This is a genomic window from Kitasatospora sp. NBC_01560 (assembly GCF_045208415.1).
GTDB lineage: Bacteria > Actinomycetota > Actinomycetes > Streptomycetales > Streptomycetaceae > Kitasatospora.
On the sequence record NZ_CP109364.1, the window covers coordinates 5,724,857 to 5,750,013 of the forward strand.

Annotated in this window: 20 protein-coding genes; 15 read left to right on the forward strand and 5 right to left on the reverse strand. The window is 71.0% G+C overall.

Going from position 1 to position 25,157, the window contains the following annotated elements; all coding sequences use genetic code 11:
* Positions 1-8 precede the first annotated feature (8 nt).
* The 12 genes from OH807_RS25035 to OH807_RS25090 all read left to right on the forward strand — a co-directional run bounded on the left by OH807_RS25035 (position 9) and on the right by OH807_RS25090 (position 14,551).
* Positions 9-1,058 carry an ABC transporter ATP-binding protein gene (locus OH807_RS25035; RefSeq protein ID WP_406202734.1) on the forward strand — a complete coding sequence of 350 codons (1,050 nt, stop codon included), beginning with the start codon at positions 9-11 and terminating at the stop codon, positions 1,056-1,058.
* Entirely contained in the window at positions 1,051-2,070 is a 1,020-nt protein-coding gene (locus tag OH807_RS25040) for an ABC transporter ATP-binding protein (protein ID WP_406202736.1), read from the forward strand. The genes OH807_RS25035 and OH807_RS25040 overlap by 8 nt, the downstream gene beginning before the upstream one ends.
* A gap of 175 nt (positions 2,071-2,245) precedes the next feature.
* Positions 2,246-3,865 (forward strand): ABC transporter substrate-binding protein, encoded by a 1,620-nt coding sequence (locus OH807_RS25045; RefSeq protein ID WP_406202738.1) that lies wholly within the window; start codon positions 2,246-2,248, stop codon positions 3,863-3,865.
* 177 nt (positions 3,866-4,042) lie between these two features.
* Positions 4,043-4,969, forward strand: coding sequence for an ABC transporter permease (locus OH807_RS25050; RefSeq protein WP_406202740.1), 927 nt, complete (start codon positions 4,043-4,045; stop codon positions 4,967-4,969).
* Positions 4,962-5,960, forward strand: coding sequence for an ABC transporter permease (locus OH807_RS25055; RefSeq protein WP_406202742.1), 999 nt, complete (start codon positions 4,962-4,964; stop codon positions 5,958-5,960). The genes OH807_RS25050 and OH807_RS25055 overlap by 8 nt, the downstream gene beginning before the upstream one ends.
* Positions 5,961-5,975: 15 nt before the next feature.
* Complete coding sequence (locus OH807_RS25060; RefSeq protein WP_406202744.1) at positions 5,976-7,028, forward strand: ABC transporter ATP-binding protein; 1,053 nt, start codon at positions 5,976-5,978, stop codon at positions 7,026-7,028.
* Complete coding sequence (locus OH807_RS25065; protein ID WP_406202746.1) at positions 7,018-8,328, forward strand: ABC transporter ATP-binding protein; 1,311 nt, start codon at positions 7,018-7,020, stop codon at positions 8,326-8,328. Before OH807_RS25060 ends, OH807_RS25065 begins: the two co-directional genes overlap by 11 nt.
* Positions 8,329-8,741: 413 nt before the next feature.
* Positions 8,742-10,385 carry an ABC transporter substrate-binding protein gene (locus OH807_RS25070; RefSeq protein WP_406202748.1) on the forward strand — a complete coding sequence of 548 codons (1,644 nt, stop codon included), beginning with the start codon at positions 8,742-8,744 and terminating at the stop codon, positions 10,383-10,385.
* Positions 10,386-10,478: 93 nt separating this feature from the next.
* Positions 10,479-11,423, forward strand: a complete 945-nt coding sequence (locus tag OH807_RS25075) for an ABC transporter permease (protein ID WP_406202750.1) — start codon at positions 10,479-10,481, stop codon at positions 11,421-11,423.
* Complete coding sequence (locus OH807_RS25080) at positions 11,416-12,423, forward strand: ABC transporter permease (protein WP_406202752.1); 1,008 nt, start codon at positions 11,416-11,418, stop codon at positions 12,421-12,423. Before OH807_RS25075 ends, OH807_RS25080 begins: the two co-directional genes overlap by 8 nt.
* A 15-nt stretch (positions 12,424-12,438) precedes the next feature.
* Positions 12,439-13,539, forward strand: coding sequence for an ABC transporter ATP-binding protein (locus tag OH807_RS25085; protein ID WP_406202754.1), 1,101 nt, complete (start codon positions 12,439-12,441; stop codon positions 13,537-13,539).
* On the forward strand, positions 13,532-14,551 hold the full coding sequence (locus OH807_RS25090) for an ABC transporter ATP-binding protein (RefSeq protein ID WP_406202756.1): 1,020 nt from the start codon (positions 13,532-13,534) through the stop codon (positions 14,549-14,551). The genes OH807_RS25085 and OH807_RS25090 overlap by 8 nt, the downstream gene beginning before the upstream one ends.
* A gap of 104 nt (positions 14,552-14,655) precedes the next feature.
* On the opposite strand, the gene OH807_RS25095 is transcribed toward OH807_RS25090, so the two are convergent.
* From OH807_RS25095 to OH807_RS25115, 5 genes are all read right to left on the reverse strand, one after another.
* Positions 14,656-16,365 (reverse strand): ABC transporter family substrate-binding protein, encoded by a 1,710-nt coding sequence (locus tag OH807_RS25095; RefSeq protein ID WP_406202758.1) that lies wholly within the window; start codon positions 16,363-16,365, stop codon positions 14,656-14,658.
* A 173-nt stretch (positions 16,366-16,538) separates the two neighbouring features.
* Positions 16,539-18,821, reverse strand: coding sequence for a peptidoglycan binding domain-containing protein (locus tag OH807_RS25100; protein WP_406202760.1), 2,283 nt, complete (start codon positions 18,819-18,821; stop codon positions 16,539-16,541).
* Positions 18,822-19,063: 242 nt separating this feature from the next.
* Positions 19,064-19,525 carry a DUF6113 family protein gene (locus OH807_RS25105; RefSeq protein WP_406202762.1) on the reverse strand — a complete coding sequence of 154 codons (462 nt, stop codon included), beginning with the start codon at positions 19,523-19,525 and terminating at the stop codon, positions 19,064-19,066.
* Positions 19,522-20,514, reverse strand: a complete 993-nt coding sequence (mshB, locus tag OH807_RS25110) for an N-acetyl-1-D-myo-inositol-2-amino-2-deoxy-alpha-D-glucopyranoside deacetylase (protein ID WP_406202764.1) — start codon at positions 20,512-20,514, stop codon at positions 19,522-19,524. The genes OH807_RS25105 and mshB overlap by 4 nt, the downstream gene beginning before the upstream one ends.
* A gap of 31 nt (positions 20,515-20,545) precedes the next feature.
* The gene (locus OH807_RS25115; protein WP_030307746.1) at positions 20,546-20,740 is read right to left on the reverse strand and encodes a DUF2304 family protein; all 195 of its coding nucleotides are present in this window, start codon (positions 20,738-20,740) and stop codon (positions 20,546-20,548) included.
* Positions 20,741-21,050: 310 nt separating this feature from the next.
* Between OH807_RS25115 and OH807_RS25120 the strand changes: the two genes are divergently transcribed.
* The 3 genes from OH807_RS25120 to OH807_RS25130 all read left to right on the forward strand — a co-directional run bounded on the left by OH807_RS25120 (position 21,051) and on the right by OH807_RS25130 (position 25,153).
* The gene (locus OH807_RS25120; protein ID WP_406202766.1) at positions 21,051-23,204 is read left to right on the forward strand and encodes a prolyl oligopeptidase family serine peptidase; all 2,154 of its coding nucleotides are present in this window, start codon (positions 21,051-21,053) and stop codon (positions 23,202-23,204) included.
* A gap of 273 nt (positions 23,205-23,477) precedes the next feature.
* Positions 23,478-24,434: an ABC transporter ATP-binding protein gene (locus OH807_RS25125; RefSeq protein ID WP_406202768.1), complete on the forward strand. Its 957-nt coding sequence runs from the start codon at positions 23,478-23,480 to the stop codon at positions 24,432-24,434.
* On the forward strand, positions 24,431-25,153 hold the full coding sequence (locus OH807_RS25130; protein ID WP_406202770.1) for an ABC transporter permease: 723 nt from the start codon (positions 24,431-24,433) through the stop codon (positions 25,151-25,153). Before OH807_RS25125 ends, OH807_RS25130 begins: the two co-directional genes overlap by 4 nt.
* Positions 25,154-25,157: the final 4 nt, after the last annotated feature.

Consider the following 25,157-nt stretch of genomic DNA (forward strand, 5'->3'; position numbering starts at 1 on the left):
ACGACCCGATGACCACCGTGATCGAGAAGAACCAGAAGACCGGCCGCCTTGAGGTTGGCACCCCGCTGCTGGAGGTCAAGGACCTCCACGTGGAGTTCCACACCCGGGACGGCGTCGCCAAGGCAGTGAACGGCGTCAACTACTCCGTCGCCGCCGGTGAGACCCTGGCGGTGCTCGGCGAGTCCGGCTCCGGCAAGTCGGTGACCGCCCAGACCATCATGGGCATCCTCGACATGCCGCCCGGCAGGATCAGCCAGGGCCAGATCCTCTTCCGCGGCCAGGACATGCTGGCCATGAAGGAGGAGGAGCGCCGGCAGATCCGCGGCCAGAAGATCGCGATGATCTTCCAGGACGCGCTGTCCTCGCTGAACCCGGTGATGACCGTCGGAGCCCAGCTCGGCGAGATGTTCCGGGTGCACCGCGGCGCCTCGAAGAAGGAGGCGAAGGAGAAGGCCATCGAGCTGATGGAGCGGGTGCGCATCCCCGCCGCCCGTCAGCGCGTGGGCGACTACCCGCACCAGTTCTCCGGCGGCATGCGCCAGCGCATCATGATCGCCATGGCGCTCTCCATGGAGCCCGACCTGATCATCGCGGACGAGCCCACCACCGCCCTGGACGTCACCGTCCAGGCCCAGGTGATGGACCTGCTCGCCGAGCTGCAGGCCGAGTACAACATGGGCCTGATCCTGATCACCCACGACCTCGGCGTGGTCGCCGACGTCGCGGACAAGATCGCCGTGATGTACGCGGGCCGGATCGTCGAGACCGCCCCGGTGCGCGACCTGTACGCGAACCCGGCGCACCCCTACACCAAGGGCCTGCTCCGCTCGATCCCGCGCCTGGACCAGAAGGGCCAGGAGCTGTACGCGATCAAGGGCCTGCCCCCGAACCTGCTGAAGGTGCCGGCCGGCTGCGCGTTCAACCCCCGCTGTGACGTCGCCACCGACCTGTGCCGCACGGAGATCCCGACGCTGCACCAGGTGACGGACAAGGACGGCAAGGAGCTCACCGGCCGCCGCAGCGCGTGCCACCTCTGGAAGGAGACCCTCCATGGCTGAGCCCATCCTGGAGGTCAAGGACCTGGTCAAGCACTACCCGCTGACCCAGGGCATCCTCTTCAAGAAGCAGGTCGGCGCCGTCAAGGCCGTCGACGGCATCTCCTTCGAGCTGGCCAAGGGTGAGACCCTCGGCATCGTCGGTGAGTCCGGCTGTGGCAAGTCGACGCTGGCCAAGGTCCTGATGAACCTGGAGCGGGCCACCTCCGGCCAGGTCCTGTTCAAGGGCGAGGACATCTCCAAGCTGAGCGGTGCCGGCCTCAAGGCCGTCCGCCGCAACATCCAGATGGTGTTCCAGGACCCGTACACCTCGCTGAACCCGCGGATGACCGTCGGTGACATCATCGGCGAGCCGTTCGAGATCCACTCCGAGGTGGCGCCGAAGGGCGACCGCCGCAAGGCCGTCCAGGACCTGCTGGACGTCGTGGGCCTGAACCCGGAGTACATCAACCGGTACCCGCACCAGTTCTCCGGCGGCCAGCGCCAGCGCATCGGCATCGCCCGCGGCCTCGCGCTCAAGCCCGAGATCATCATCTGCGACGAGCCGGTCTCCGCCCTGGACGTCTCCGTCCAGGCGCAGGTGATCAACCTGCTGGAGCAGCTGCAGAGCGACTTCGAGCTCTCGTACATGTTCATCGCGCACGACCTCTCCATCGTCCGGCACATCTCCGACCGCGTCGGCGTGATGTACCTGGGCAAGATGGTCGAGATCGGGACCGACGAGGAGATCTACGAGAACGCCACGCACCCGTACACCCAGGCGCTGCTCTCCGCGGTGCCGGTGCCGGACCCGACGGCGCGCGAGACCCGCGACCGGATCATCCTGACCGGCGACATCCCCTCGCCGGCCAACCCGCCGTCCGGCTGCCGGTTCCGCACCCGCTGCTGGAAGGCGGAGGAGCGCTGCTCCACCGAGATCCCGCTGCTGGCGGTGCCCGAGGTGCTGAGCGGCCCGGCCAAGCACGAGTCGGCCTGCCACTTCGCCGAGGTCCGGGAGACGGCCGCCGCCGTCTGATCCCCGAGGCGTTCCCCCGGAAGGGCCCGCGGCCACCCGCCGCGGGCCCTTCCGGTGTTCCGTCAACTCGCCCAGAGGGTGCGGTGCACCCATCCGGGGGTACCTGGCTCGCGCCGCCGCACGGGCGCGCTTCTCATGGGGTGTGATGCGACACACACCTTGAGGAGGGACCTCCATGCCCGCAGCCCCCCGTGCTCGTTGGGTCCTCGCCGGTGCGACGTCCGTGGCCCTGGTGGCCAGCGGGTGCAGCAGCAGCGGCGGCGGCAGCAGTTCGTCCGACACCAGCAAGACCTTCAGCTACCAGAGCAGCGAGCCGCAGAACCCGCTGCAGCCGGCGAACGCGAACGAGACCGGTGGCGGTCGCATCATCCAGAACCTCTTCAAGGGCCTGGTCGACTACGACCCGAGCAACGCCAAGATCCGGATGCAGGTCGCGGACACGATCGACACCAGCGACTCGCAGACCTTCAACGTCACGCTGAAGAGCGGCTGGACGTTCCACGACGGCTCGCCGGTCAAGTCGAGCAACTTCGTCAACGCCTGGAACTGGGGCGCCACCACCAGCAACAACCAGATCAACAGCTCCTGGTTCTCCGACATCGAGGGTTACCAGGACGTCCACCCGGCCAGCGGCCAGCCGGCCGCGACCAAGATGTCCGGCCTGACCGTCGTGGACGACACGCACTTCACCATCAAGCTGCGGAACAAGGTCTCGTACTTCGAGTACAAGCTCGGCTACATCGCCTTCTCCCCGCTGCCGGACGGCTTCTTCAACGACCCGGCCGGGTACGGCCAGAAGCCCGTCGGCAACGGCCCCTACCAGTTCGTCAGCTGGGACCACAACCAGCAGGTGGTCACCAAGACCTACCCGAACTACCAGGGCGTCGACAAGCCGAAGAACGGCGGCGTCGTCTTCAAGATGTACAGCACCGCCGAGGCCGCGTACGCCGACCTGCAGTCCAACAACCTGGACGTGATGGACCAGGTGCCGCCGTCCGCGCTGGCCACCTACAAGAGCGACCTGGGCGACCGGGCGATCGACTCCCCGCAGGGCGCCATCCAGAACGTCGGCTTCACGCTCTACCAGGCGGACTGGGCCGCGCCGGAGAAGGCGCAGGTCCGCCAGGGCATCTCGATGGCGATCGACCGCGACACCATCACCAAGACGGTGCTCCAGGGATCGCGCGCGCCCGCCAGCTCCTGGGTCGCCGAGGGCGTCGAGGGCTACAAGGCGGGCCAGTGCGGTGACTTCTGCACCTTCAACGCGGACAAGGCCAAGCAGATGATCGCTCAGGGCGGCGGCATCCCGGGCAACAAGCTGAGCATCACGTACAACGCGGACGGCGGCCACAAGGAGTGGGTCGACGCGGTCTGCAACTCGATCCGGCAGAGCACCGGCGTGGACTGCACGGGTGACCCGAAGCCCGACTTCAAGACCGCCCGGGCGGCGATCACCGGTCACCAGATCGACGGCATGTTCCGGACCGGCTGGGTGCAGGACTACCCGCTGAACGCCAACTTCCTCGCCGACGTCTACCGCACCGGCGCCGCGTCCAACGACTTCGGCTACAGCAGCGCGCAGTTCGACCAGCTGTCCACCCAGGCGGACCAGGCCGACAGCGTCCAGGCCTCGGTGACCGGCTACCAGCAGGCCGAGGCGGTGCTGGCGCAGGACATGCCCGCCATCCCGCTCTGGTACTACCGCACCAACTCGGGCTACTCCAGCAACGTCCAGAACGTGGCGTTCGACTCCTTCGGCAACCCGGCCTGGACCCAGGTCGAGGTCAAGGGCTGATCCCCCTCCCCGCCCGCCCGCCGGGCCGGGGGCACCTCCCGGCCCCCGGCCGGGGGTGAGGGGCCCGGCCCCGCGCGGCCCCGCCCTCCCCGCACGGGGGGCGGGGCCCGGGCACTCGGTCCAACGGCCCGCCGCACCCGGTCACGGGCCGACCCGTCACCTAGGAAGGAGGCTCGGATGGGAAGTTACGTGCTGCGGCGGGTGCTGCAGATGATCCCGGTGTTCTTCGGCTCCACATTCCTGATCTTCCTGATGGTCTACACGCTGCCGGGCGACCCGGTCGCGGCGCTGTTCGGGGACAAGGCCGCCGACCCGGCGGTGGTGGCCAACCTGAAGCACCGCTACTACCTCGACCAGCCGCTGTGGAAGCAGTACCTGCACTACATGGGGAACCTGTTCCAGGGCGACTTCGGGACGAGCTTCACCGGGCGGTCCGTCACCGACATCATGGCGGACGCCTTCCCGGTCACCATCCGGCTGGCGCTGATGGCCTTCGCCTTCGAGCTGGTCGTCGGGCTGGCGCTCGGTCTGGTCTCCGGCCTCAAGCGGGGCAGCATCCAGGACACCCTGGTGCTGATCCTGACCCTGGTGGTGATCTCGATCCCGGTGTTCGTGCTCGCCTACATCGCCCAGACGATCTTCGCGACCAACCTGGGCTGGGTCACCCCGACCGTCCAGAACTCCAAGGACCTCTCCCAGCTGATCCTGCCCGCGATCGTGCTGGGTTCGCTCTCCCTCGCGTTCGTCGCCCGGCTCACCCGGACGTCGATCGGGGAGAACCTGCGGGCCGACTACATGCGCACCGCGGTGGCCAAGGGCCTCCCGCGGCGGACCATCATCTCCCGGCACCTGCTGCGCAACTCGCTGATCCCGGTGGTCACCTTCCTCGGCACCGACCTCGGCGCGCTCATGGGCGGCGCGATCGTGACCGAGGGGATCTTCAACGTGCAGGGCATCGGCAACGTCCTGTACCGGGCGATCAACCAGAAGGAGGGCCCCACCGTGGTGGGCATCGTGACCGTCCTGGTGATCGTCTACCTGGTCGCCTCCCTGATCGTCGACCTGCTCTACGCGGTCCTGGACCCGAGGATCCGCTATGCCTGACCTGCATGACGACGGCGAGTTCAAGCCGCACCCGGCGCCCGGTGTCGATCACCTCGACTACGCCGGCGAGCAGGGCATGGCGGTCGAGCAGGAGACCCTGGTCGAGGCGGACCCGGCGAAGCGGGAGGAGGCCCGCAGCCTCTGGGGCGACGCCTGGCGGGACCTCCGCCGGCGGCCGATCTTCGTGATCTCGGCGCTGTTGATCCTGCTGCTGATCGTGATGTCGATCTTCCCCTGGGCGTTCACGGACGCCAACCCGCGCCAGGCCGACCTGATCCACAACTTCCTCAAGCGCCCGGACTGGACGGACTTCTTCGGCGCCGGCTGGTTCGGCTACGACGGCCAGGGCCGCTCCATCTACGCCCGGGTGGTCTACGGGGCCCGGGCCTCGATCACCGTCGGCATCTTCGTGACCCTCGGGGTCACCCTGCTCGGCGGGCTGACCGGCATGGTGGCCGGATACTTCGGCGGCGCGGTGGACGCCGTGATCTCCCGCATCATCGACATCTTCTTCGGCATCCCGCTGCTGCTCGGCGCACTCGTCCTGCTGGGCGCCTTCTCCGCCCGCACGGTGTGGAGCGTGGTCGTCGCCCTGGCCGTCCTCGGCTGGACGCAGATCGCGCGCGTCATGCGCGGCGCCGTCCTGACCGTCAAACAGGCCGACTACGTGATGGCCGGCCGGGCACTCGGCGCGGGCACCGGGCGGCTGATGTTCCGGCACATCCTGCCGAACGCGCTCGCGCCGGTGATCGTCGTCGCCACCATCGCCCTGGGCGGCTACATCGCGACCGAGGCCACCCTGAGCTTCCTCGGCATCGGGCTGCAGGACCCGACCATCTCCTGGGGCATCGACATCGCCTCCGCCCAGAAGGTGATCCGGACGGCGCCGTACGTGCTCTTCTTCCCGGCCGCGGCGCTCTCCATCACGGTGCTGGCCTTCATCATGCTGGGCGACGCGGTCCGCGACGCCCTCGACCCGAAGCTTCGCTGAGCGAGGGGACGCATCGTGACCACAGCTGTCGACACGGGCAAGCCGCAGCGGGAGACGCCCTACGAGGGGCCGCTGCTCGACGTCCGTGACCTGCACGTCGAGTTCGTCACCAGGGACGGGGTGGCGAGAGCGGTCAACGGGGTCAACTACAGCGTGCGCGCGGGGGAGACGCTCGCGGTGCTGGGGGAGTCCGGCTCGGGCAAGTCGGTGACCGCGCAGGCGATCATGGGCATCCTGGACATGCCGCCGGCCCGCATCCCCAAGGGGGAGATCCGGTTCCGCGGCCAGGACATGCTGACGATGGGCCGGGAGGAGCGGCGGAAGATCCGCGGCCAGAAGATCGCGATGATCTTCCAGGACGCGCTGTCCTCGCTGAACCCGGTGCTCACCGTCGGGTTCCAGCTCGGCGAGATGTTCCGCGCCCACCACGGGACGTCGCGCAAGGCGGCGAAGGAGAAGGCCGTCGAGCTGATGGACCGGGTGCGCATCCCCGCCGCCCGGCAGCGGGTCAACGACTACCCGCACCAGTTCTCCGGCGGCATGCGCCAGCGCATCATGATCGCCATGGCACTGGCCCTGGAGCCGGACCTGATCATCGCGGACGAGCCCACCACCGCCCTGGACGTCACCGTCCAGGCCCAGGTGATGGACCTGCTCGCCGAGCTCCAGGCCGAGTACCACATGGGGCTGATCCTGATCACCCACGACCTCGGCGTGGTCGCCGACGTCGCGGACAAGATCGCCGTGATGTACGCGGGCCGGATCGTCGAGACCGCCCCGGTGCACGAGCTGTACGCGCGGCCGGCCCACCCGTACACCCGCGGCCTGCTGGACTCGATCCCGCGCCTGGACCAGAAGGGCCAGGAGCTCTACGCGATCAAGGGCCTGCCACCCAACCTGCTGCGGATCCCGCCGGGTTGCGCGTTCAACCCCCGCTGTCCGCGGGCCCAGGCCGTCTGCCGGGCCGAGGTGCCTGAGCTGTTCCCGGTCACCGAGGAGGACGGCACCGCGGTGGCCGGGCGCGGCAGCGCCTGCTTCTTCTGGAAGGAGACCCTCCATGACCGCTAACGGGGCCAGTGCGCTGGGGCCGCCGGTGCCGGAGGAGATCGCGTTCGCCCAGGAGGTGCCGCCCGGCGAGCCGATCCTCGAAGTCCGGGACCTGGTCAAGCACTTCCCGCTGACCAAGGGCATCCTCTTCAAGAAGCAGGTCGGCGCCGTGAAGGCGGTGGACGGGGTCTCCTTCGACCTGGTCCAGGGCGAGACGCTGGGCATCGTCGGCGAGTCCGGCTGCGGGAAGTCCACGCTGGCCAAGGTGCTGATGAACCTGGAGCCGGCCACCGGAGGGTCGGTGCGCTACAAGGGCGAGGAGATTTCCCGGCTCTCCGGCGCCGGCCTGAAGGCGGTGCGCCGCAACATCCAGATGGTGTTCCAGGACCCGTACACCTCGCTGAACCCGCGGATGACCGTCGGTGACATCATCGGCGAGCCGTTCGAGATCCACTCCGAGGTGGCGCCGAAGGGCGACCGCCGCAAGGCCGTCCAGGACCTGCTGGACGTCGTGGGCCTGAACCCGGAGTACATCAACCGGTACCCGCACCAGTTCTCCGGCGGCCAGCGCCAGCGCATCGGCATCGCCCGCGGCCTCGCGCTCAAGCCCGAGATCATCATCTGCGACGAGCCGGTCTCCGCCCTGGACGTCTCCGTCCAGGCGCAGGTGATCAACCTGCTGGAGCAGCTCCAGGGCGAGTTCAACCTCTCGTACATGTTCATCGCGCACGACCTCTCCATCGTCCGGCACATCTCCGACCGCGTCGGCGTGATGTACCTCGGCCGGATGGTCGAGATCGGGACCGACCTGGAGATCTACGAGAACGCCACGCACCCGTACACCCAGGCGCTGCTCTCCGCGGTGCCGGTACCGGACCCGACGGCGCGTGAGACCCGGGACCGGATCGTGCTCACCGGGGACGTGCCCTCGCCGGCCAACCCGCCGTCCGGCTGCCGGTTCCGCACCCGCTGCTGGAAGGCGCAGGAGCGGTGTGCGGTGGAGGTGCCGCTGCTGGCCGCGCCGACGTGGCTGGTGGGGCTCGCGCAGCACGAGTCGGCGTGTCACTTCGCGGCGGAGCGCGAGATTGAGCAGAGTGCGGCGGAGCGCGAGATTGAGCAGAGCGCGGCGGGGCGCGAGGTCGGGCAGAGCGCGGCGGGGCGCGAGGTCGGGCAGAGCGCGGCGGGGCGCGAGACCGGCCAGGGGCCGGGTGCCGGGCCTTCCACCGGCCCGGGCGGCGGCCCCGGTGCCCCGCCCGCGGGCGGGCAGAGCCCTGCCGGCCCCGCTGACGACCAGGGCCCGGCGGCCCCGGAAAGCGGCTGACGCCACCGTCCGCATCCCGAACCAAGGGCGCGTCCTCCTCATGGAGGGCGCGCCCTTGCGTTGTGCTGCCCGAACACCGGGAATTCCCGGCGCCGGGGCGATCATTACGCTCCGTAAAGCATCGAATACCGGAGGTTTGTGTTCGCTATTCGGAAGATGTTTCAAGGGGGGTCTGCGCGATATGCAGGAATTTGGCGAGCAATGTCATGACTTGGCCTGAGCATGTAATTGAAAAGATATGTGACGTGGATTCCACCGGAGGGGTCCGACGATCGATAGTTGCTCTGCGCGTATCAGTGGTCACCTCGCCAACTGTGCGGATCGGCCCTGAGATGTCGACTCCTGCCGTGCCCGGAAACACCGGGTGGCGGGGCGCCGTTCGTTCGTAAGCCCCTAAAACGAGGAGCAGTTGAATGAGGCTCACCAAGACGATGCGCTGGACCGCGCTCGCAGCCTGCACCGCGCTGGCGATCTCCGCGTGCACCACCGGCAGCGACAAGAAGTCCTCCGAGGCAGGCGGCGCGTCCGGCAAGAAGGGCGGCTCGATCAGCGTCGAGTCGGGTGAGCCGCAACACGGCCTGGTGCCGCAGAACACCGCGGAGTCCGAGGGGGCGCAGGTCCTCGCGACGCTCTTCGCCGGCCTCGTCGAGTACGACCGCAAGGACAACTCGCCCCAGCTGCGGGCCGCCGAGTCGATCGAGAGCGCCGACTCGACCACCTGGACGATCAAGCTCAAGGACGGCTACACCTTCCACAACGGCGAGAAGCTCGTCGCGCAGAACTTCGTCGACGCGTGGAACTACGGGGCGAACCAGGACAACGCGCAGGAGGCGCTGCCCTTCTTCGACAAGATCCTCGGCTCCGACGAGCTGGCGCCGGGCAAGGACAAGAAGCCCTCGGCGAAGGAGCTCAAGGGCCTGAAGGTGGTCGACGACCGGACCTTCACCGTCACCCTCAAGGCGCCGTTCTCGCAGTTCAAGACCATGCTCGGCTACACCGCGTTCTACCCGCTGCCGAAGGCCTTCTTCACCGACCCGAAGGCGTTCGAGGATGCGCCGATCGGCAACGGGCCGTTCCAGATGGACGGCAAGTGGGAGCACAACAAGCAGATCAAGGTGAAGCGGTACGAAAACTTCCCGGCGGCCGACGGAAAGGCCAAGCTGGATTCCGTCACCTTCAAGATTTACGACAAGCTGGAAACCGCGTACAACGACCTGCGTGCGGACAACATCCAGATCACCAACAAGCTGCCGGTCTCCGCGATGGCGAGCGTCGCCCAGGAGTTCGGTGACCGCTACATCTACAAGCCGGAATCCGGGATCGGTTACCTCGGATTCCCGATCTCGACCAACCCGGCGTTCGCGAAGCCGGAGATCCGCAAGGCGATCTCGATGGCGATCGACCGCGAGGCGATCACCCGGACGATCTTCTCCGGCACCCGCAAGCCGGCCGACGACTTCGTCAGCCCGATCATCCCGGGATACCGGCAGGGCGCGCTCGGCGACGCCGCCAAGTACAACCCGGCGAAGGCCAAGGAGCTGTTCCAGCAGGCCGGCGGGCTGCCCGGGAACACCATGGAGATCGGCTACAACGCCGACGGCGGCCACAAGGAGTGGATCGAGGCCGTCGGCAACCAGCTGAAGAACAACCTCGGCGTCGACGTCACCTTCAAGCCGTTCGAGAAGTTCGGCGCGATCCTCACCGCGCTGGGCGAGCACAAGTACTCCGGGGCCTTCCGGGTGGCCTGGCAGATGGACTACCCGTCGATCGAGAACTACCTGCGGCCGATCTTCTCCAAGATCGCCATCGACAACGGCTCCAACTACGGCGGCTACGTCAACGAGGACTTCGAGAGCCTGCTCGCCAGGGCCGACAGCGCGAAGACCGACGCGGAGGGCATCAAGCTCTACCAGCAGGCCGACGACGTGCTGATCAAGGAGCTGCCGTACATCCCGGTCTACACCTACATGCTGTCCGCGGCCTACACCAAGGACGTGAAGAACGTGGTGGTCGACGCCCAGAACCGCATCGACTTCGCCAACGTCGAACTCGCCTGATCGCGACCCAGCCGACCGGTACGTCCCGCCGGGCGGCGCGGGCAACCCCCGCGCCGCCCGCCCCCGGCGTGCCCCGAGCCACGAGGAGGCCGCATGGGCCGCTATGTGGTCCGCCGGATCATCCAGGCCATACCTGTGATCCTCGGCGCGACGTTCCTGATCTACGCACTGGTCTTCCTGCTGCCGGGCGATCCCATCACGGCACTGGCCGGTGAGAAGCGCACGGACCCCGCGGTGGTGGCCGTCCTGCGGGACCGCTACCACCTGGACGACCCGTTCTTCATCCAGTACTGGGACTACCTGGTCGGGCTGTTCAAGGGCGACTTCGGCGAGGACTACCGCGGCAACGCGGTGGTCGACGTGATGACCCGGGCCTTCCCGTACACCATCAACCTGGCCGTCACCGCCCTCGTCATCGAGATGGTGGTGGCCATCACCGCCGGCGTGGTCGCCGCGCTGCGGCGGGGCCGGTTCATCGACAACCTGGTGCTGATCTCGACCCTGATGGTCATCTCCATCCCGACCTTCGTGATCGGCTTCGTGCTCCAGCTGCTGCTCGGGGTGAAGCTCAACACCGACTACGGCATCGACTTCTTCCCGGTCTCCTTCAACGAGGAGGCGGGCTTCCGGTCCTACCTGCTGCCGGCCTTCGTGCTCGCCTCCACCTCGCTGGCGTACGTCGCCCGGCTCACCCGGACCAGCCTGATCGAGGTGATGCGGGCCGACTACGTGCGGACGGCGGTGGCCAAGGGGCTCGGCCCGTTCCGGGTGGTGGTCCGGCACGGGCTGCGCAACGCGCTGATCCCGATCGTCACCTTCCTGGGGATGGACCTCGGCGGGCTGATGGGCGGTGCGGTGATCACCGAGGGGATCTTCAACATCCCGGGTGTCGGGCACCAGCTCTTCCAGTCCGTCTACCTGCGCGAACGCACCATCGTGGTGGGCATCGTGAGCGCCCTGGTGCTGGTCTACCTGTTCGCCAACCTGGTCGTCGACCTGATGTACGCCGTCCTGGACCCGAGGATCCGCTATGAGTGAGCCGACGAAGCGCGACGACCCGACGGCGACGATCCCCGGTCAGGCCGGTCAGCCCGGCTCGGGCTCCGGCTCCGGCTCCGGCTCCGCGGGGGCCGCGACGCTCACCAAGGACGGTGGGGGCGGCCGCGACGGCAAGGGCGGCGAGCGGGTCGCCAGCCTCTGGACCGACGCCTGGTACGACCTCCGGCGCAACCCGCTGTTCCTGATCGGCGGATTCCTGGTGGTCTTCATGGTGGCGCTCGCCGTCGCCCCGAACCTGTTCACGGACGGGGACCCGAGCTCGGCCGGCTTCTGCGACCTGAGCCAGTCGCTGAAGCGGCCCAGCGCCGACCACTGGTTCGGCTTCGACGTGCAGGGCTGCGACATCTACACCCGCACCGTCTGGGGCGCCCGGAACTCCATCATCGTCGGCATCCTGACCACCACCCTGGTGGTCGGCGTCGGCGGCACGCTCGGTCTCTGGGCGGGCTGGACCGGCGGGCTCTGGGACAGCACCCTCTCCCGGATCACCGAGATCTTCTTCGCCATCCCGTTGCTGCTCGGCGGCATGCTGATCATGTCGACCTGGGGCAAGGGCAACGCCTGGACGGTCTCCGCGGTGATGGCGGTGCTCGGCTGGCCGCAGATCTACCGGCTGATGCGCTCGGCGGTGCTCTCCAACAAGCACAACGACTACGTGGTCGCGGCCCGCGCCCTGGGTGCCGGCACCGGGCGGATCGTCAGCCGGCACATCCTGCCGAACGCGATCGCGCCGGTGATCGTGGTCTCGACCATCAACCTGGGCGTCTACATCGGTGCCGAGGCCGCGCTCTCCTACCTGGGCATCGGCATCCAGTCCCCGGCGATCTCCTGGGGCCTGATGATCAGCGATGCGCAGTCCCGCTTCCTGACCGCGCCCCACGTGCTGCTCTTCCCGGCCGTCGTGCTGAGCATCACCGTGCTGGCGTTCATCATGCTCGGCGACGCGGTCCGCGACGCCCTCGACCCGAAGCTGCGCTGAGGAGGGCTGGCGAGAATGAGTGACGTGACGAGGCCGTCGAGGCCGTCGAAGGGCGCGGTGCCGCGCCTGGACGCCGTGGAGGTGCTGGGCGGCGGACGGGAACAACTGGTGCCCGGCACCCCGCTGCTGGAGGTCGACGACCTCCACATCGAGTTCCACACCCGGGACGGTGTGGCCAAGGCCGTGAACGGGGTGAGCTACTCGGTCGCGGCCGGGGAGACGCTCGCGGTGCTGGGGGAGTCCGGCTCGGGCAAGTCGGTGACCGCGCAGGCGATCATGGGCATCCTGGACATGCCGCCCGGGCGGATCACCGCGGGCTCGATCCGGTTCCGCGGCGACGACCTGCTGACCATGGGAGCCAAGGCCCGCCGGGCGGTGCGCGGGCGGAAGATCGCGATGATCTTCCAGGACGCGCTGTCCTCGCTGAACCCGGTGCTCACCGTGGGCTACCAGCTCGGCGAGATGTTCCGGGTGCACCAGGGGGCCTCCCGCAAGGAGGCGAAGGAGCGGGCCGTCGAGCTGATGGAGCGGGTGCGCATCCCCGCCGCCCGGCAGCGCGTCGGTGACTACCCGCACCAGTTCTCCGGTGGCATGCGCCAACGCATCATGATCGCCATGGCGCTCTCCCTGGAGCCGGACCTGATCATCGCGGACGAGCCCACCACCGCGCTGGACGTCACCGTCCAGGCCCAGGTGATGGACCTGCTCGCCGAGTTGCAGGCCGAGTTCAACATGGGGCTGATCCTGATCACCCACGACCTCGGCGTGGTGGCCGACGTCGCGGACAAGATCGCGGTGATGTACGCGGGCCGGATCGTCGAGACGGCACCCGTGCACGAGCTGTACGCGCGGCCGGCCCACCCGTACACCCGCGGACTGCTCAGCTCGATCCCGAGGCTGGACCAGAAGGGCCAGAGCCTCTACGCCATCCAGGGCCTGCCGCCGAGCCTGCTGCGCGTCCCCGAGGGTTGCGCGTTCAACCCGCGCTGCGACCGCGCGGTGGACCGCTGCCGCACCGAGCCGCCGCGGCTGCTCCCGGTGCTGGGCGCCGCCGGGGAGGAACTGCCGGGCCGCCGCAGCGCCTGCCACTTCTGGAAGGAGACCCTCCATGGCTGAGCCCATCCTGGAGGTCAAGGAGCTGGTCAAGTACTACCCGCTGACCCAGGGCATCGTGCTCAAGAAGCAGGTCGGCGCCGTGAAGGCGGTGGACGGCGTCTCCTTCGAGCTCGCGAAGGGGGAGACGCTGGGTATCGTCGGCGAGTCGGGCTGCGGAAAGTCCACGCTGGCCAAGGTGCTGATGAACCTGGAGCGGGCCACCGCGGGCCAGGTGCTGTTCAAGGGCGAGGACATCACCCGGCTCTCCGGGGCCGGGCTGAAGGCGGTGCGGCGCAACATCCAGATGGTGTTCCAGGACCCGTACACCTCGCTGAACCCGCGGATGACCGTCGGTGACATCGTCGGGGAGCCGTTCGAGATCCACCCGGAGGTGGCGCCGAAGGGCGACCGCCGCAAGGCCGTCCAGGACCTGCTGGACGTGGTCGGCCTGAATCCGGAGTACATCAACCGGTACCCGCACCAGTTCTCCGGCGGCCAGCGCCAGCGCATCGGCATCGCCCGCGGCCTCGCGCTCAAGCCGGAGGTGATCATCTGCGACGAGCCGGTCTCCGCCCTGGACGTCTCGGTGCAGGCGCAGGTGATCAACCTGCTGGAGCAGCTGCAGAGCGAGTTCCGGCTGTCGTACATGTTCATCGCGCACGACCTCTCGATCGTCCGGCACATCTCCGACCGGGTCGGTGTGATGTACCTCGGCAAGCTGGTCGAGATCGGGACGGAGGACGAGATCTACTCCCACCCGACCCACCCGTACACCCAGGCGCTGCTCTCCGCGGTGCCGGTGCCGGACCCGACCGGCCGTGAGCAGCGCGAGCGCATCCTGCTCAGCGGCGACCTGCCCTCGCCGGCCAACCCGCCGTCCGGCTGCCGGTTCCGCACCCGCTGCTGGAAGGCGCAGGAGCGCTGCTCCACCGAGGTGCCGCTGCTGGCGGCGCCGCCCGGCCTGACCGGGCCGGCCGCGCACGAGTCGGCCTGCCACTTCGCCGAGGTGCGGGACGTGATCGGCGCGGGCTGACCGTGCGGACGGCCGGGCCCGGAGCGCGCGGTTCCGGGCCCGGCCGGGCGGTCGGGTGGTGAAGCTCCCGGCCGGTCAGGTGCTGAAGCCCCCGGCCGGGCGGCTCACTTGGTGAAGCCGACGTTCTCCCAGACGATGTCGGAGAGGCCCTGGGCGCCGATGTTCGCCAGGTTGGCGCGGGCACCGTACAACTGCGGGCGCTGGTAGAGCGGCAGGACGCCGGCGACCTTCCACAGCTCGCCGTCGGCCTGGTTGATGGCCTCGAAGGCGGTGGCGGCGTCGGTCGCGGCCGCGGCCCGGTCGAGTGCGGCGTCGACGGCCGGGCTGCCGGCCTGGGAGTGGTTGGTCCCGCCGTTCTGGACGAAGTTGGCCCGGCTGCCGCTGGCGGGAAAGGGCGTGCCGAGCAGCGAGTAGGCGGCGAGGTCGAAGTCCCGCCGGTTGACGTACTTGTCGAAGAACTCGTTCGGGCTGGCGGTGACGGTGGTGAGCTTGATCCCGACGTCCTTGAGCATCCGGGTGGTGACCTCGGCCTCGTTCCGGGCCTGGGTGACGCCGGCCGGGATGACCATCCGCAGGTTCAGCTCCTTGCCGTCCTTCTTCCGGACGTCGCCGTCGAGCTTCCAGCCGGCCGCGTCGAGCTTGCGGACGGCGTCGGCCGGGTCGTAGCGGCTGAGGCCGAGGGAGTTGTCCCGGTAGGCGTTCTGGTTGGCGACCAGCAGGTGGTTGTTGAGGGTGACGGTGGGCCAGTCCAGGCCGTTGAGGTCGGAGCGGGTGATGGTGTCCCGGTTGATGGCCTGGAACACGGCCTGGCGGACGGCCTGGTCGGACAGCGCGGGGCTCTTGCTGTTCAGCGTGAACTGGCGGAAGTCCGGCCCGCCGGCCCGGCGGACGGCGGCCCCCCGGGTGCTCTTGATCAGCTGGTAACCCGCCACGTCGGGGCCGTTGTTGAAGAGGTCGACGTCCCCCTTGGCGAAGGCGGAGGCCATCGCGTCGGGCAGCATCGCGTGGAAGACGATCCGGTCCAGCAGCGGCTTCTCGCCCCACCAGGCCGGGTCGGCGACCAGGGAGACGGTCTGCGCCGCCCGGTCCATCTTCTCGACCTTGAACGGCCCCGCGGTGACCGGGATCGCGTCCAGGTAGGCGGTGTTGAACAGCTCCGGGGTGGCGAGCCGGCTCGCGGGCAGCAGCGGGGCGTTGGCGGCGCCGTTGAACATCGACTGCCACTCGGAGAACGGCCGGTCGAAGGTCATCACCGCCTGGAAGTCGTCCTTGCCCTTCTCGACCGCGGTGACCAGCTCGAAGCCGGTGCTGCTGGACGACTTGAAGGCCGGGTCGTTCCCGTTCAGCGCGCGCCAGTTGGCCTCGATGTCGCGCCAGGTGATCGGGGTGCCGTCGGACCACCGGGCCTTCGGGTTGAGCGTCCAGGTCACCACCTGGTGGCCGTCCCGGAGTTCGGAGCGGGCGTCCTGCAAGTAGGCCGGGTTGACGGTCTGGGTGCCGGCCGCGTCGGAGCGGAAGAAGGTCGGCAGCAGCGGCTTGGTGATGGTGACGGTGGAGGACTCGGTGCCGTCGGTCTGGATCGGCGACCACTGGGTGGAGTACTGGGCGACCGCGACGTGCAGGGTGCCGCCCTGGCGCAGTTCGGCGCGCCCGTGCGGGTTGACGTCGACGGTGGTGAGCTTGGGCGTCTCCAGCGTGCTCGGGAGGGCCTGGCCGCTGTCGGCGCCGTTGCCGCAGGCGCAGAGCGTCAGCGAGACGGCGCTGAGACAGGCGAGCAGGGCCGTGCGGCGTGACAGGTGGCGGCGGCGGCCCATGGCGGTTCTCCCGATGCAGATGTGACAGGTGGTGCGGGTGGTGTGGCGTCACATCTTGCTGACCGTGGAGCGCAATTGTCGAGGGGTGGGCCCGGATCGGGCCCACCCCTCGGAAGAACCTGCCGGACCGGGGCCCGGGCGGTGGCCCGGGCGGCGGTCGTGCGGGCAGTGGCTCAGGCGGTGGTGAACTTGAAGGTGCGGTCCTTGTCGCCGGTCTTGTCCATCACCGAGGTGATGGCGTCGGCGACGTCCTGCGGGGTGATCACGGCGGTCTGGCCGTTCTTCTTGACCTTCACCTTGTCGAACACACTGCCCAGCTGGCCGTTCAGCGCGTCCAAGTCCCACTTGGGCACGATCTTGCCGGCCGCGTCGGGTACCAGGGTGAGCGTCTTGGGGGCGGTCTTCGGGCCGAAGTCCCAGGTCTTGGCGCCGGCCACGAGGTGGATCTTGCCGTTGACGGCGGACTTGCCGAGGCTGTCCGCGGCGGCCTGCAGGGCCTGCGTGGAGACCTTGGGCTGGGCGGCCGTCACGGTGAGCGCGACGGGCTGCTCGGGCTTGCCGGCGGCGCGGTCGCGGTAGGCCTGCTCGACCTGGTCGACGGCGGAGGCGGAGTCGACCGCCTGGCCGGCCTTGCCGGGCACCACGACCGGCTCGCCGGAGTCGCCGAACTTGACGTAGCCCTCGCTGAGGCCCTGGCCGGAGCCGGTGGCCAGGGCGTCCAGGGCCGCTTTGAGCTTGGCCCGGTCCACCTTGACCTCCGGCGGCACGGCCTTCTCGTCGCCCTTCAGCGAGGTGATCACGTCGACCGGGCTGTACGAGTGCTGGGTGAGCCGGTCCACGGTGGCCGTGGTGTCGAAGCTCAGTCCGGCGACGGCCGGGTCGAGGTCGACCGCCTGGTCGCCGACCTTCAGCTTGACCGGCTGCTGGCCGGCCTTGCCGACGCTGTCGTCGAGCTGGTGGATCGCCTGGTCGCGGTTGCTGCCACCGATGTCGGTGCCGAGCACCACGGTGCCCTTGGGGATGTCCGACTGGTTGAGCATGAGGCCGGTGCCGTACGCGGCGGCGCCGAGGAAGAGCACGCCACCGATGCCGTAGACACCGAGCTTGACCAGCTTCTTGCCGCCGCCGCCACGCTTGGGTGCCGGGGTCGCGGCCTTGGGCTCGGCCGGCCGGGGAGCGGGCGCCGGGGCGGGGGCGGACGGGTCCTCCGTGCCGGGGCCCGGCTGCGGCCGGGTGGCGGCGGCGGTGCCGAACGGGTCGGCGGGGGCGGCGGGCTCGCCCTGGCGGCCGGGGGCGCCGGGGAAGAGGCCGCCCGGGGCGGCGGTGCCGAACGGGTCGGTGCCGCCCGCGGGCCGCTGGGCGGCGAACGGGTCCGCACCGGCGGGGGCCGAGGCGAACAGGCCCGGCTGGGAGCGGCCGTTCTGCGGGCCGCCGTGGCCGTTCTGCTGCGCGCCGGATATGGCGGTGGGCGGCGGGGTGTCCTCGCGGATCGGCCGGAAGCCGTCGACCGAGGTGTCCTCCGGGTTCGCCGCGCCGGGCATCCCGGGTGCACCGGGGGCCGCGGGGGAGCCCGGGACGGCGCCGGCCGGGCGGCCCTGGCCCTGCGGGTTGCGGCGCGGCAGCGCGCCGCCCGCGGCGAACGGGTCGGCCGGGGCGAACGGGTCGGCGGAGACGGCGAACGGGTCGGCCGGGGCGAACGGGTTCTCCTCGTACACGCCGGCCTCGTCGGCCTGGGCGTCCGGGCCGGGGGCGAACGGCGAGGCGGGCGCGCCGGTCGGGCGCGGGGCGGGCGCGGGGGCGGCCTGTGCGGGCACCGGGCGGCCGTTCGAGCGGCCCGCGGCCGGGCCCTGCTGCCGGCGCTCGGCGCCCTGCGGGCGGGTGCCGTTCGGCCGGGCCTCGGCGCCGGGCGCCGGTGCGGCCGCAGCGGGCGCGGGCGCGCCCTGGGTGCCGGCCGGGACCGGGGCGGGCTCGGTGGCCGAGCCCTTCTTCTGGCGCGGCCGGAACCAGGCGCCGGTGGACTCCGACTCGGAGGTGGCCGGCGGGATCTCCCACTCGGGCGGCAGGTTCGGCGGGGTGGCCGTCCGGGCGCCGCCCTCCATCACCCCGAGCACGGGGGAGGTGGCCGCGGCCGAGCGGTGCCGGGGGCCGGCCGCTTCGGGGGCGGCCGGCGGGGTGTCCTCGCCGGGGCCGTCCTCGTTCTTGACGGTCGAGCGGACCACCACCGGCGGGATCGGACGCGAGCCGGGGATGTTGATCCGGACCCGCGTGGTGAGCGTGGTCTCGGTCTTCGGGGCCTCGTCCTCGTCGCCCGGCGCGGAGCCCTGGCCGGCGCCGGCACCCGCGCGGTCGCCGCCTGGGAAACCCGGAGTGCCGTAGGGCGGGGTGCCCGACGGGTAGGCGTCCGGGCCCGTGCGCCGAGGCGTCGGGTGGGCGTTCTCAGATTCGCGGCTGCTCAATGCTGCTCTGCTCCGGGTTCGCGGGCGGGCCGTGCGGCGCGACCGCGGGTTCGTGGGCGCCGGGCCTGGCGGGCGGGCGGCGGTCGGGTACGGCGTTCTGCGGCACCACCATACTGGGAAGAACTGAGCGGTGAACCGGTTCGGATAGAACCTGATACGTCCGGTTCCTCCGGTATGAGAGTACGACCGTGTGGTCCTGACTGCTCGTCGTACGCGGTACCGTACGCGGCCCGCCGGGGTGGTCAGCGCGGGGGGCCGGGCACCCCGGGGAACCAGCTGGTCCGGGTCGGCAGGGTGGCGCAGATCACGCCCAGGATGGATCCGACGAACAGCCAGGCGAGCGACGTGGCATTGGTCCAGAGCACATTGTCCCCCTCCGGCCGAGGGACCATCAGGAGCAGCAGGGCGAGGAACCAGCCGGCCGCCGGCAGTGCCGCGCCGAGCCGGGTGCCGGTCACCCGCAGGCCCGCGTAGAAGGTCGCGGCGGTCGCGGCGAGGGCCAGCAGGACTCCCACGGGTGGCCACAAGGCCTGCACAAATGCTCCGCACACCGATACCGCGATGCCCAGCAGGAAGAACAGGACATATGCCGCGATCCGCCCGATCAGCGGGGGCTGGGGCTCGTTCAGCCGCTCGTTCCGGGTGCCGAGGACGGCCGCCGGGATCGAGCGGCGCGGCGGCTGCTTCGTGGCCGGCTCGGTCATCGGGTGCTCTCCTCGGTGCGGCGGTCTGCATTGCGGTGGTCGGCGGGGGTGCGGTCTGCGGGAGTGCGGCCGGCTGTGCGCGCGGCTGTGCCGGTGCTCGTGGGGGCGTCGTCCGCGGTGGTGTCCAGGCCGGCGAAGAGGTCGTCCTCCGGCTGCCGCGGACCGGCCTGGCCGCGCACCAGCTGGTAGTACTCGGTGGCGATCAGCGGCTGGCCGAGGTCGTTGGAGAGCGCGAACGCGTCGCCGGCCACGGTGATCTGGGTGGCGTGCGCGGCCATCGCGGCGGCCTTCCGGCCCGCCTGGGCGGTGCCGTCCAGCACGGTGGTGACCACGCCGTCGTCCACCACGCCGGGGACGTCGGACGGCTGGGCGACGCCGGGGAACCTCGCCCCGGCGGCCGTCCGGGCCAGGCCCTCGGCGAGCACCGAGCGGGGCATCCGGTTCCAGTACACCTTGGCGATCCGCCAGGCCGGGCCGAGCTCGGGCCGGTACGCCGGGTCGGTGGCCAGGTCGTGGGCGCGCATCGCGACCCGGTGCGCCTGGATGTGGTCGGGGTGCCCGTAGCCGCCGTTCTCGTCGTAGGTGACCAGCACCTGCGGTCGCACCTCGCGGACCACCGCGACCAGGTGGCCGGCGGCCTCGTCCACGTCGGCCTGCCAGAAGCAGCCGGGGGCGTCGTTCTCGGGGAGGCCCATCATCCCGGAGTCCCGGTAGCGGCCGGCGCCGCCGAGGAAGCGGAAATCGGCGACGCCGACCGCGCGCATGGCGTCGGTCAGCTCGCCGATCCGGTGGGGCCCCAGGGTGTCGTCGCGGTCCGCCGTCAGGTGGGCCAGCTCCGGCGGGATCACCTCGCCGCCCTCGCCCAGGGTGCACGTCACCAGGGTCACCCGGGCGCCCTCGGCGGCGTACCTGGCCATCGTCGCGCCGTTGCCGATCGACTCGTCGTCGGGGTGGGCGTGGACCAGGAGCAGGCGGCGGCCGGTAGTCATGGGAGGAAGCCTAACGACCGCGCGGTGGAGGTCAGAGCTTCAGGCCGTTGATCATCCCGGCGAGGTTGCTGGTGACCTGGCTGATCGACGGGGCGATGGAGCTGGACGCCAGGTAGAAGCCGAGCAGCGCGCAGACGATGGCGTGCGCGAGCTTCAGGCCGGACCGGCGGATCAGCACCACCACGATGACCAGCATCAGCATGGCTGCGGAGATGGACAAAGCCATGGCGGCTCACACCCCTTCTCGGGTGCGCCGCCCGGGGAGGGCGGCGGTCGGGACCGTGCGGGACTTGCGGCCGGGCGACCGGGGCCCGGGACGGGGCCGACGATCACTCGTTGAACCAGTCATACCCGATGAGTGAGCAGTCCATGACGTTCGGTGAGCCCGCACACGCCGGGGCACGGCGGCACCGATGGGGCGCATGGGCCGGTGGGAAGGGGTGTGGACCCGTCCGGCGCACTCGTCCGGGGGATGCTCCGAACGAGTGATCACAATCCACCGGGTGGCGGGACGGGAACGTCATAGGGTCGGAGCCATGACCTCCCACACCCCTGCGGACACCTTCCCGAGGCAGTACGCGCGCACCCTGCGCTACACCGTCGGCGCGCCCCGGTCGTTCTCCGTCGCATCCGACGGCTCCCGGGTCGTCTTCCTGCGGTCGCGCTCCGGCAGCGACCGCGCCAACCTGCTCTGGACCCTCGACACCGCCACCGGTGAGCAGCGGATCGCCGCAGATCCGGCCGTCCTGCTCGGCGGCGGCGAGGAGGACCTCTCCCCGGCCGAGAAGGCCCGCCGCGAGCGCAGCCGCGAGGGCTCGGCAGGCATCGTCGGCTACGCCCTGGACGGCACCGGCCGGCTGGCGGCCTTCGCCCTCTCCGGCCGGCTCTTCACCGCCGACCTGGTCGCCGGCACCGGCACCGAGCTGCCCGCCGAGGGCCCGCTGCTGGACCCGCGACTCTCCCCGGACGGCGCCTTCGTCGCCTACGCCAACACCGCCGGCGAGCTGCGGCTCACCCGTACCGACGGCACCGGTGACCGGGTCGTCGCCCAGCCCGACGGGCCGAACGTCACGTGGGGCCAGGCCGAGTTCATCGCGCAGGAGGAGATGGGCCGGGACCGCGGCTTCTGGTGGTCGCCCGACAGCGACCGGCTGCTGGTCGAGCGGGCCGACGACAGCCCGGTGCGCCGCTGGTGGATCGCCGACCCGGCGAACCCGGGCAGCGAGCCCGCCGAGATCGCCTACCCGGCCGCCGGCACCGCCGACGCCGAGGTCGGGCTCTGGGTGATCGGCCTGGACGGCGCCCGCGTCGAGGTGGCCTGGGACCGTGCGGCCTTCCCGTACCTGGCCCGGGTGCACTGGTCGAACGGCGGCGTGCCGCTGCTCCTCGTCCAGGCCCGTGACCAGCGCAGCCAGCAGATCCTCGGCCTCGACGTGGCGACCGGCACCACCGAGGTGCTGCACGAGGAGCGCGACGACGCCTGGCTGGAGCTCTTCCCGGGCGTCCCGGCCTGGACGCCGGACGGCAAGCTGGTCCGGATCTCCGACGAGGGCGGGGTGCGGGCGCTCGTCGTCGGCGACCAGAGCGTCACCGGGGCCGACCTCCACCTGCGCGCGGTGCTCGCCGTCACCGCGGAGGAGGTCTTCTTCTCCGCCTCCGGCGGCGCCGCGGAGACCGACCCCGAGCCCGGCTGGGTCGGCGTCGGCCGGATCGGCCACGACGGCAAGCGGCTGGCCTGGGAGTCCGCCAACGGCCGGCCGTTCACCTCCGTCACCACCGTGGTGCACGCGGCCGGGATCAGCGTCCGGGCCACCGCCGAGCCCGACCTGCCCGGCACGCTCGTCAAGGTCTCCCGGGACCTCCCGGAGGGCGTGGTGGTGGACGACATCGCCACCATCGAGTCCCACGCCGAGCAGCCGGTGATCACCGCCCGTCCGGTCTTCCGGTACGCCGGCGAGCGCCGCATCCCCGCCGCCGTCTTCCTGCCCACCGGCTACGACCGGGAGCGGGACGGCCTGCTGCCCGTCCTGATGGACCCGTACGGCGGCCCGCACGGCCAGCGCGTCGTCCAGGCGCACAACCCGCACCTCAACTCGCAGTGGTTCGCCGACCAGGGCTTCGCGGTGATCGTCGCCGACGGCCGCGGCACCCCCGGCCGCGGGCCGGCCTGGGAGAAGTCGATCGCCTTCGACTTCGCCGGCGCCACCCTGGACGACCAGGTGGACGCGCTGCACGGGCTCGCCGAGGAGTTCCCGCTCGACCTCGGCCGGGTCGCGATCCGCGGCTGGTCGTACGGCGGCTACCTCTCCGCGCTGGCCGTGCTGCGCCGCCCGGACGTCTTCCACGCGGCCGTCGCCGGCGCCCCGGTGACCGACTGGGAGCTGTACGACACCCACTACACCGAGCGCTACCTCGGCCACCCCGCCGACCGGCCCGCGGTGTACGCGGCCAACTCGCTGAGCGGGTACGCGGCCGGGCTGGAGCGCCCGCTGATGATCATCCACGGGCTCGCGGACGACAACGTGGTGGCCGCGCACACGCTGCGGCTCTCCTCGGCCCTGCTGGCGGCCGGCCGGCCGCACACCGTGCTGCCGCTGTCGGGCGTGACGCACATGACGCCGCAGGAGGAGGTCGCCGAGAACCTGCTGCTGCTCCAGGTCGACTTCGTGAAGAAGTCGCTCGGGATCTGACGCGGAGGATCTGACGCGGAGGATCTGACGGGGGATCGGGCGGGGGTCGGGCGGGGGTCGGGCGGGGAGGGCGCGCGGGGACGGCGCCCGCCCCTCGGCCCGCCCACCCCCCCGGACCTGCGGCTCCGGCGGCCGGCACCCGTGACGGGGCGCCGGCCGCCGGCATGACATCCGTCATACCGAAGGCACGACGGCGGGCACTGCCGGCGGACCGGGCCCGCGCGGGACTCTTTGGTGGTGCGAACGACACCAGCAGGCGAGAGGACCGGAGCGATGGGCACAGAGGTGGCCGCCTTCCGGGGCGTCAGTAAGAACTACGGGAAGGTGCGGGCCGTCGACGGCCTGGACCTGGTGCTGCGGCCGGGCGAGACCGTCGCCCTGCTCGGCCCGAACGGCGCCGGCAAGTCCAGCAGCCTGGACCTGCTGCTCGGCCTGCGCGAGCCGGACCACGGCACCGTCTCGCTGTTCGGCGGCGCCCCGCGCGCCGCGATCGCGGCCGGCCGGGTCGGCGCGATGCTGCAGAGCGGCGGGCTGATGGCGGACGTGAAGGTCCGCGAGCTGGTGAGGCTCGCCTGCGCCGTCCACCCCAAGGGCCGGCCCGTCCCCGAGGTGCTCGCGGACGCCGGGATCACCGAGCTCGCCGAGCGCCGGGTCGACAAGCTCTCCGGCGGCCAGGAGCAGCGGGTGCGTTTCGCCCTGGCCATCGCCGGCGCCAACGACCTGATCGTCCTGGACGAGCCCACCACCGGCATGGACGTCTCCGTCCGGCAGGCCTTCTGGGCGAGCATGCGGGCCCAGGCCGACGCCGGGCGCACCGTGCTCTTCGCCACCCACTACCTGGAGGAGGCGGACTCGATCGCCGACCGCGTCCTCGTCCTGCACCGGGGCCGGCTGATTGCCGACGGCACGTCCGCCGAGATCAAGGCGAAGGCCGGCGCCCGCCGGATCACCTTCGAACTCCACGACGTGGACGGCCCGTTCGAGGAGGCGGTGCTGCGCGCCCTGCCGGGCACGCTGGCGCTGGACGTCACCGCCCGGGTGCCGGGGGTGCGGACGGTCCGGATCCGCACCGCGGACGCCGACGCGGGCGTCGCCGGCCTCTACCGGGCGGGCCTGTACCCGCGCGGCCTGGAAGTCACCGGCCTGGGCCTGGAGCAGGCCTTCCTGACCATCACCGGCGAGCAGGACGCCGCCGGGAGCACCGAGTACGCGACGGAGGCCGCGCGATGACCACCCTGGTCCAGCTGGAGATCATGCGCACCCTGCGCAACAAGAAGTACCTGCTCTTCACGATCCTCTACCCGGCGCTGATGTACGTCTTCTTCATCAACGCCTACGGCGACAGCACCCTGGCCGGCGGCCTGCCGGTGAAGACCTACTTCATGGTCTCGATGGCCACCTTCGGCGCCGTCGGCTCGGTGCTCACCGGCAGCGCCCAGCGGATCTCGCTGGAGCGCAGGAGCGGCTGGACGCGGCAGCTGCGGCTGACCGCGCTGCCCGGCCGGGCCTACACCCTGGCGAAGGTCGCCTCCAGCGCGGTGACCACGCTGCCGGCGATCCTGGTGGTCTTCGCGGTCGGTGCCGCCCAGGGCGTGTCGCTGAGTGCCGGGCAGTGGGCCGGGCTGACGGTCGCGCTCTGGCTGGGCAGCTTCGTCTTCGCGGCGCTCGGTGTCGCGTTCGGCTACGCGGCGGCCCCGGACTCGGTGCAGACCATCGTGATGATCGCCTACATGGCGATGGCGCTGTTCGGCGGCACGTGGTTCCCGGTGAGCGGGACGCTGGAGAGCATCGCCCGCTTCAACCCGGTGTACCTGTACAACCGGCTCGCCTCGTTCACCCGGCCCGGGGAGTCGCTGGACCTCACCGCGGTGGCCGGCCTGGCCGGCTTCCTGGTGGTCTTCGTCGCCGCCGCCGCCCTGCTGTACCGCCGGGACACCCGGCAGGCATGATGAC

Coding starts and splice junctions, on each gene's coding strand:
- OH807_RS25035 (WP_406202734.1), top strand. CDS start 9: ATGACCACCGTGATCGAGAAGAACCAGAAGACCGGCCGCCTTGAGGTT.
- OH807_RS25040 (WP_406202736.1), top strand. CDS start 1,051: ATGGCTGAGCCCATCCTGGAGGTCAAGGACCTGGTCAAGCACTACCCG.
- OH807_RS25045 (WP_406202738.1), top strand. CDS start 2,246: ATGCCCGCAGCCCCCCGTGCTCGTTGGGTCCTCGCCGGTGCGACGTCC.
- OH807_RS25050 (WP_406202740.1), top strand. CDS start 4,043: ATGGGAAGTTACGTGCTGCGGCGGGTGCTGCAGATGATCCCGGTGTTC.
- OH807_RS25055 (WP_406202742.1), top strand. CDS start 4,962: ATGCCTGACCTGCATGACGACGGCGAGTTCAAGCCGCACCCGGCGCCC.
- OH807_RS25065 (WP_406202746.1), top strand. CDS start 7,018: ATGACCGCTAACGGGGCCAGTGCGCTGGGGCCGCCGGTGCCGGAGGAG.
- OH807_RS25070 (WP_406202748.1), top strand. CDS start 8,742: ATGAGGCTCACCAAGACGATGCGCTGGACCGCGCTCGCAGCCTGCACC.
- OH807_RS25075 (WP_406202750.1), top strand. CDS start 10,479: ATGGGCCGCTATGTGGTCCGCCGGATCATCCAGGCCATACCTGTGATC.
- OH807_RS25080 (WP_406202752.1), top strand. CDS start 11,416: ATGAGTGAGCCGACGAAGCGCGACGACCCGACGGCGACGATCCCCGGT.
- OH807_RS25085 (WP_406202754.1), top strand. CDS start 12,439: ATGAGTGACGTGACGAGGCCGTCGAGGCCGTCGAAGGGCGCGGTGCCG.
- OH807_RS25090 (WP_406202756.1), top strand. CDS start 13,532: ATGGCTGAGCCCATCCTGGAGGTCAAGGAGCTGGTCAAGTACTACCCG.
- OH807_RS25095 (WP_406202758.1), bottom strand. CDS start 16,365: ATGGGCCGCCGCCGCCACCTGTCACGCCGCACGGCCCTGCTCGCCTGT.
- OH807_RS25105 (WP_406202762.1), bottom strand. CDS start 19,525: ATGACCGAGCCGGCCACGAAGCAGCCGCCGCGCCGCTCGATCCCGGCG.
- mshB (WP_406202764.1), bottom strand. CDS start 20,514: ATGACTACCGGCCGCCGCCTGCTCCTGGTCCACGCCCACCCCGACGAC.
- OH807_RS25115 (WP_030307746.1), bottom strand. CDS start 20,740: ATGGCTTTGTCCATCTCCGCAGCCATGCTGATGCTGGTCATCGTGGTG.
- OH807_RS25120 (WP_406202766.1), top strand. CDS start 21,051: ATGACCTCCCACACCCCTGCGGACACCTTCCCGAGGCAGTACGCGCGC.
- OH807_RS25125 (WP_406202768.1), top strand. CDS start 23,478: ATGGGCACAGAGGTGGCCGCCTTCCGGGGCGTCAGTAAGAACTACGGG.
- OH807_RS25130 (WP_406202770.1), top strand. CDS start 24,431: ATGACCACCCTGGTCCAGCTGGAGATCATGCGCACCCTGCGCAACAAG.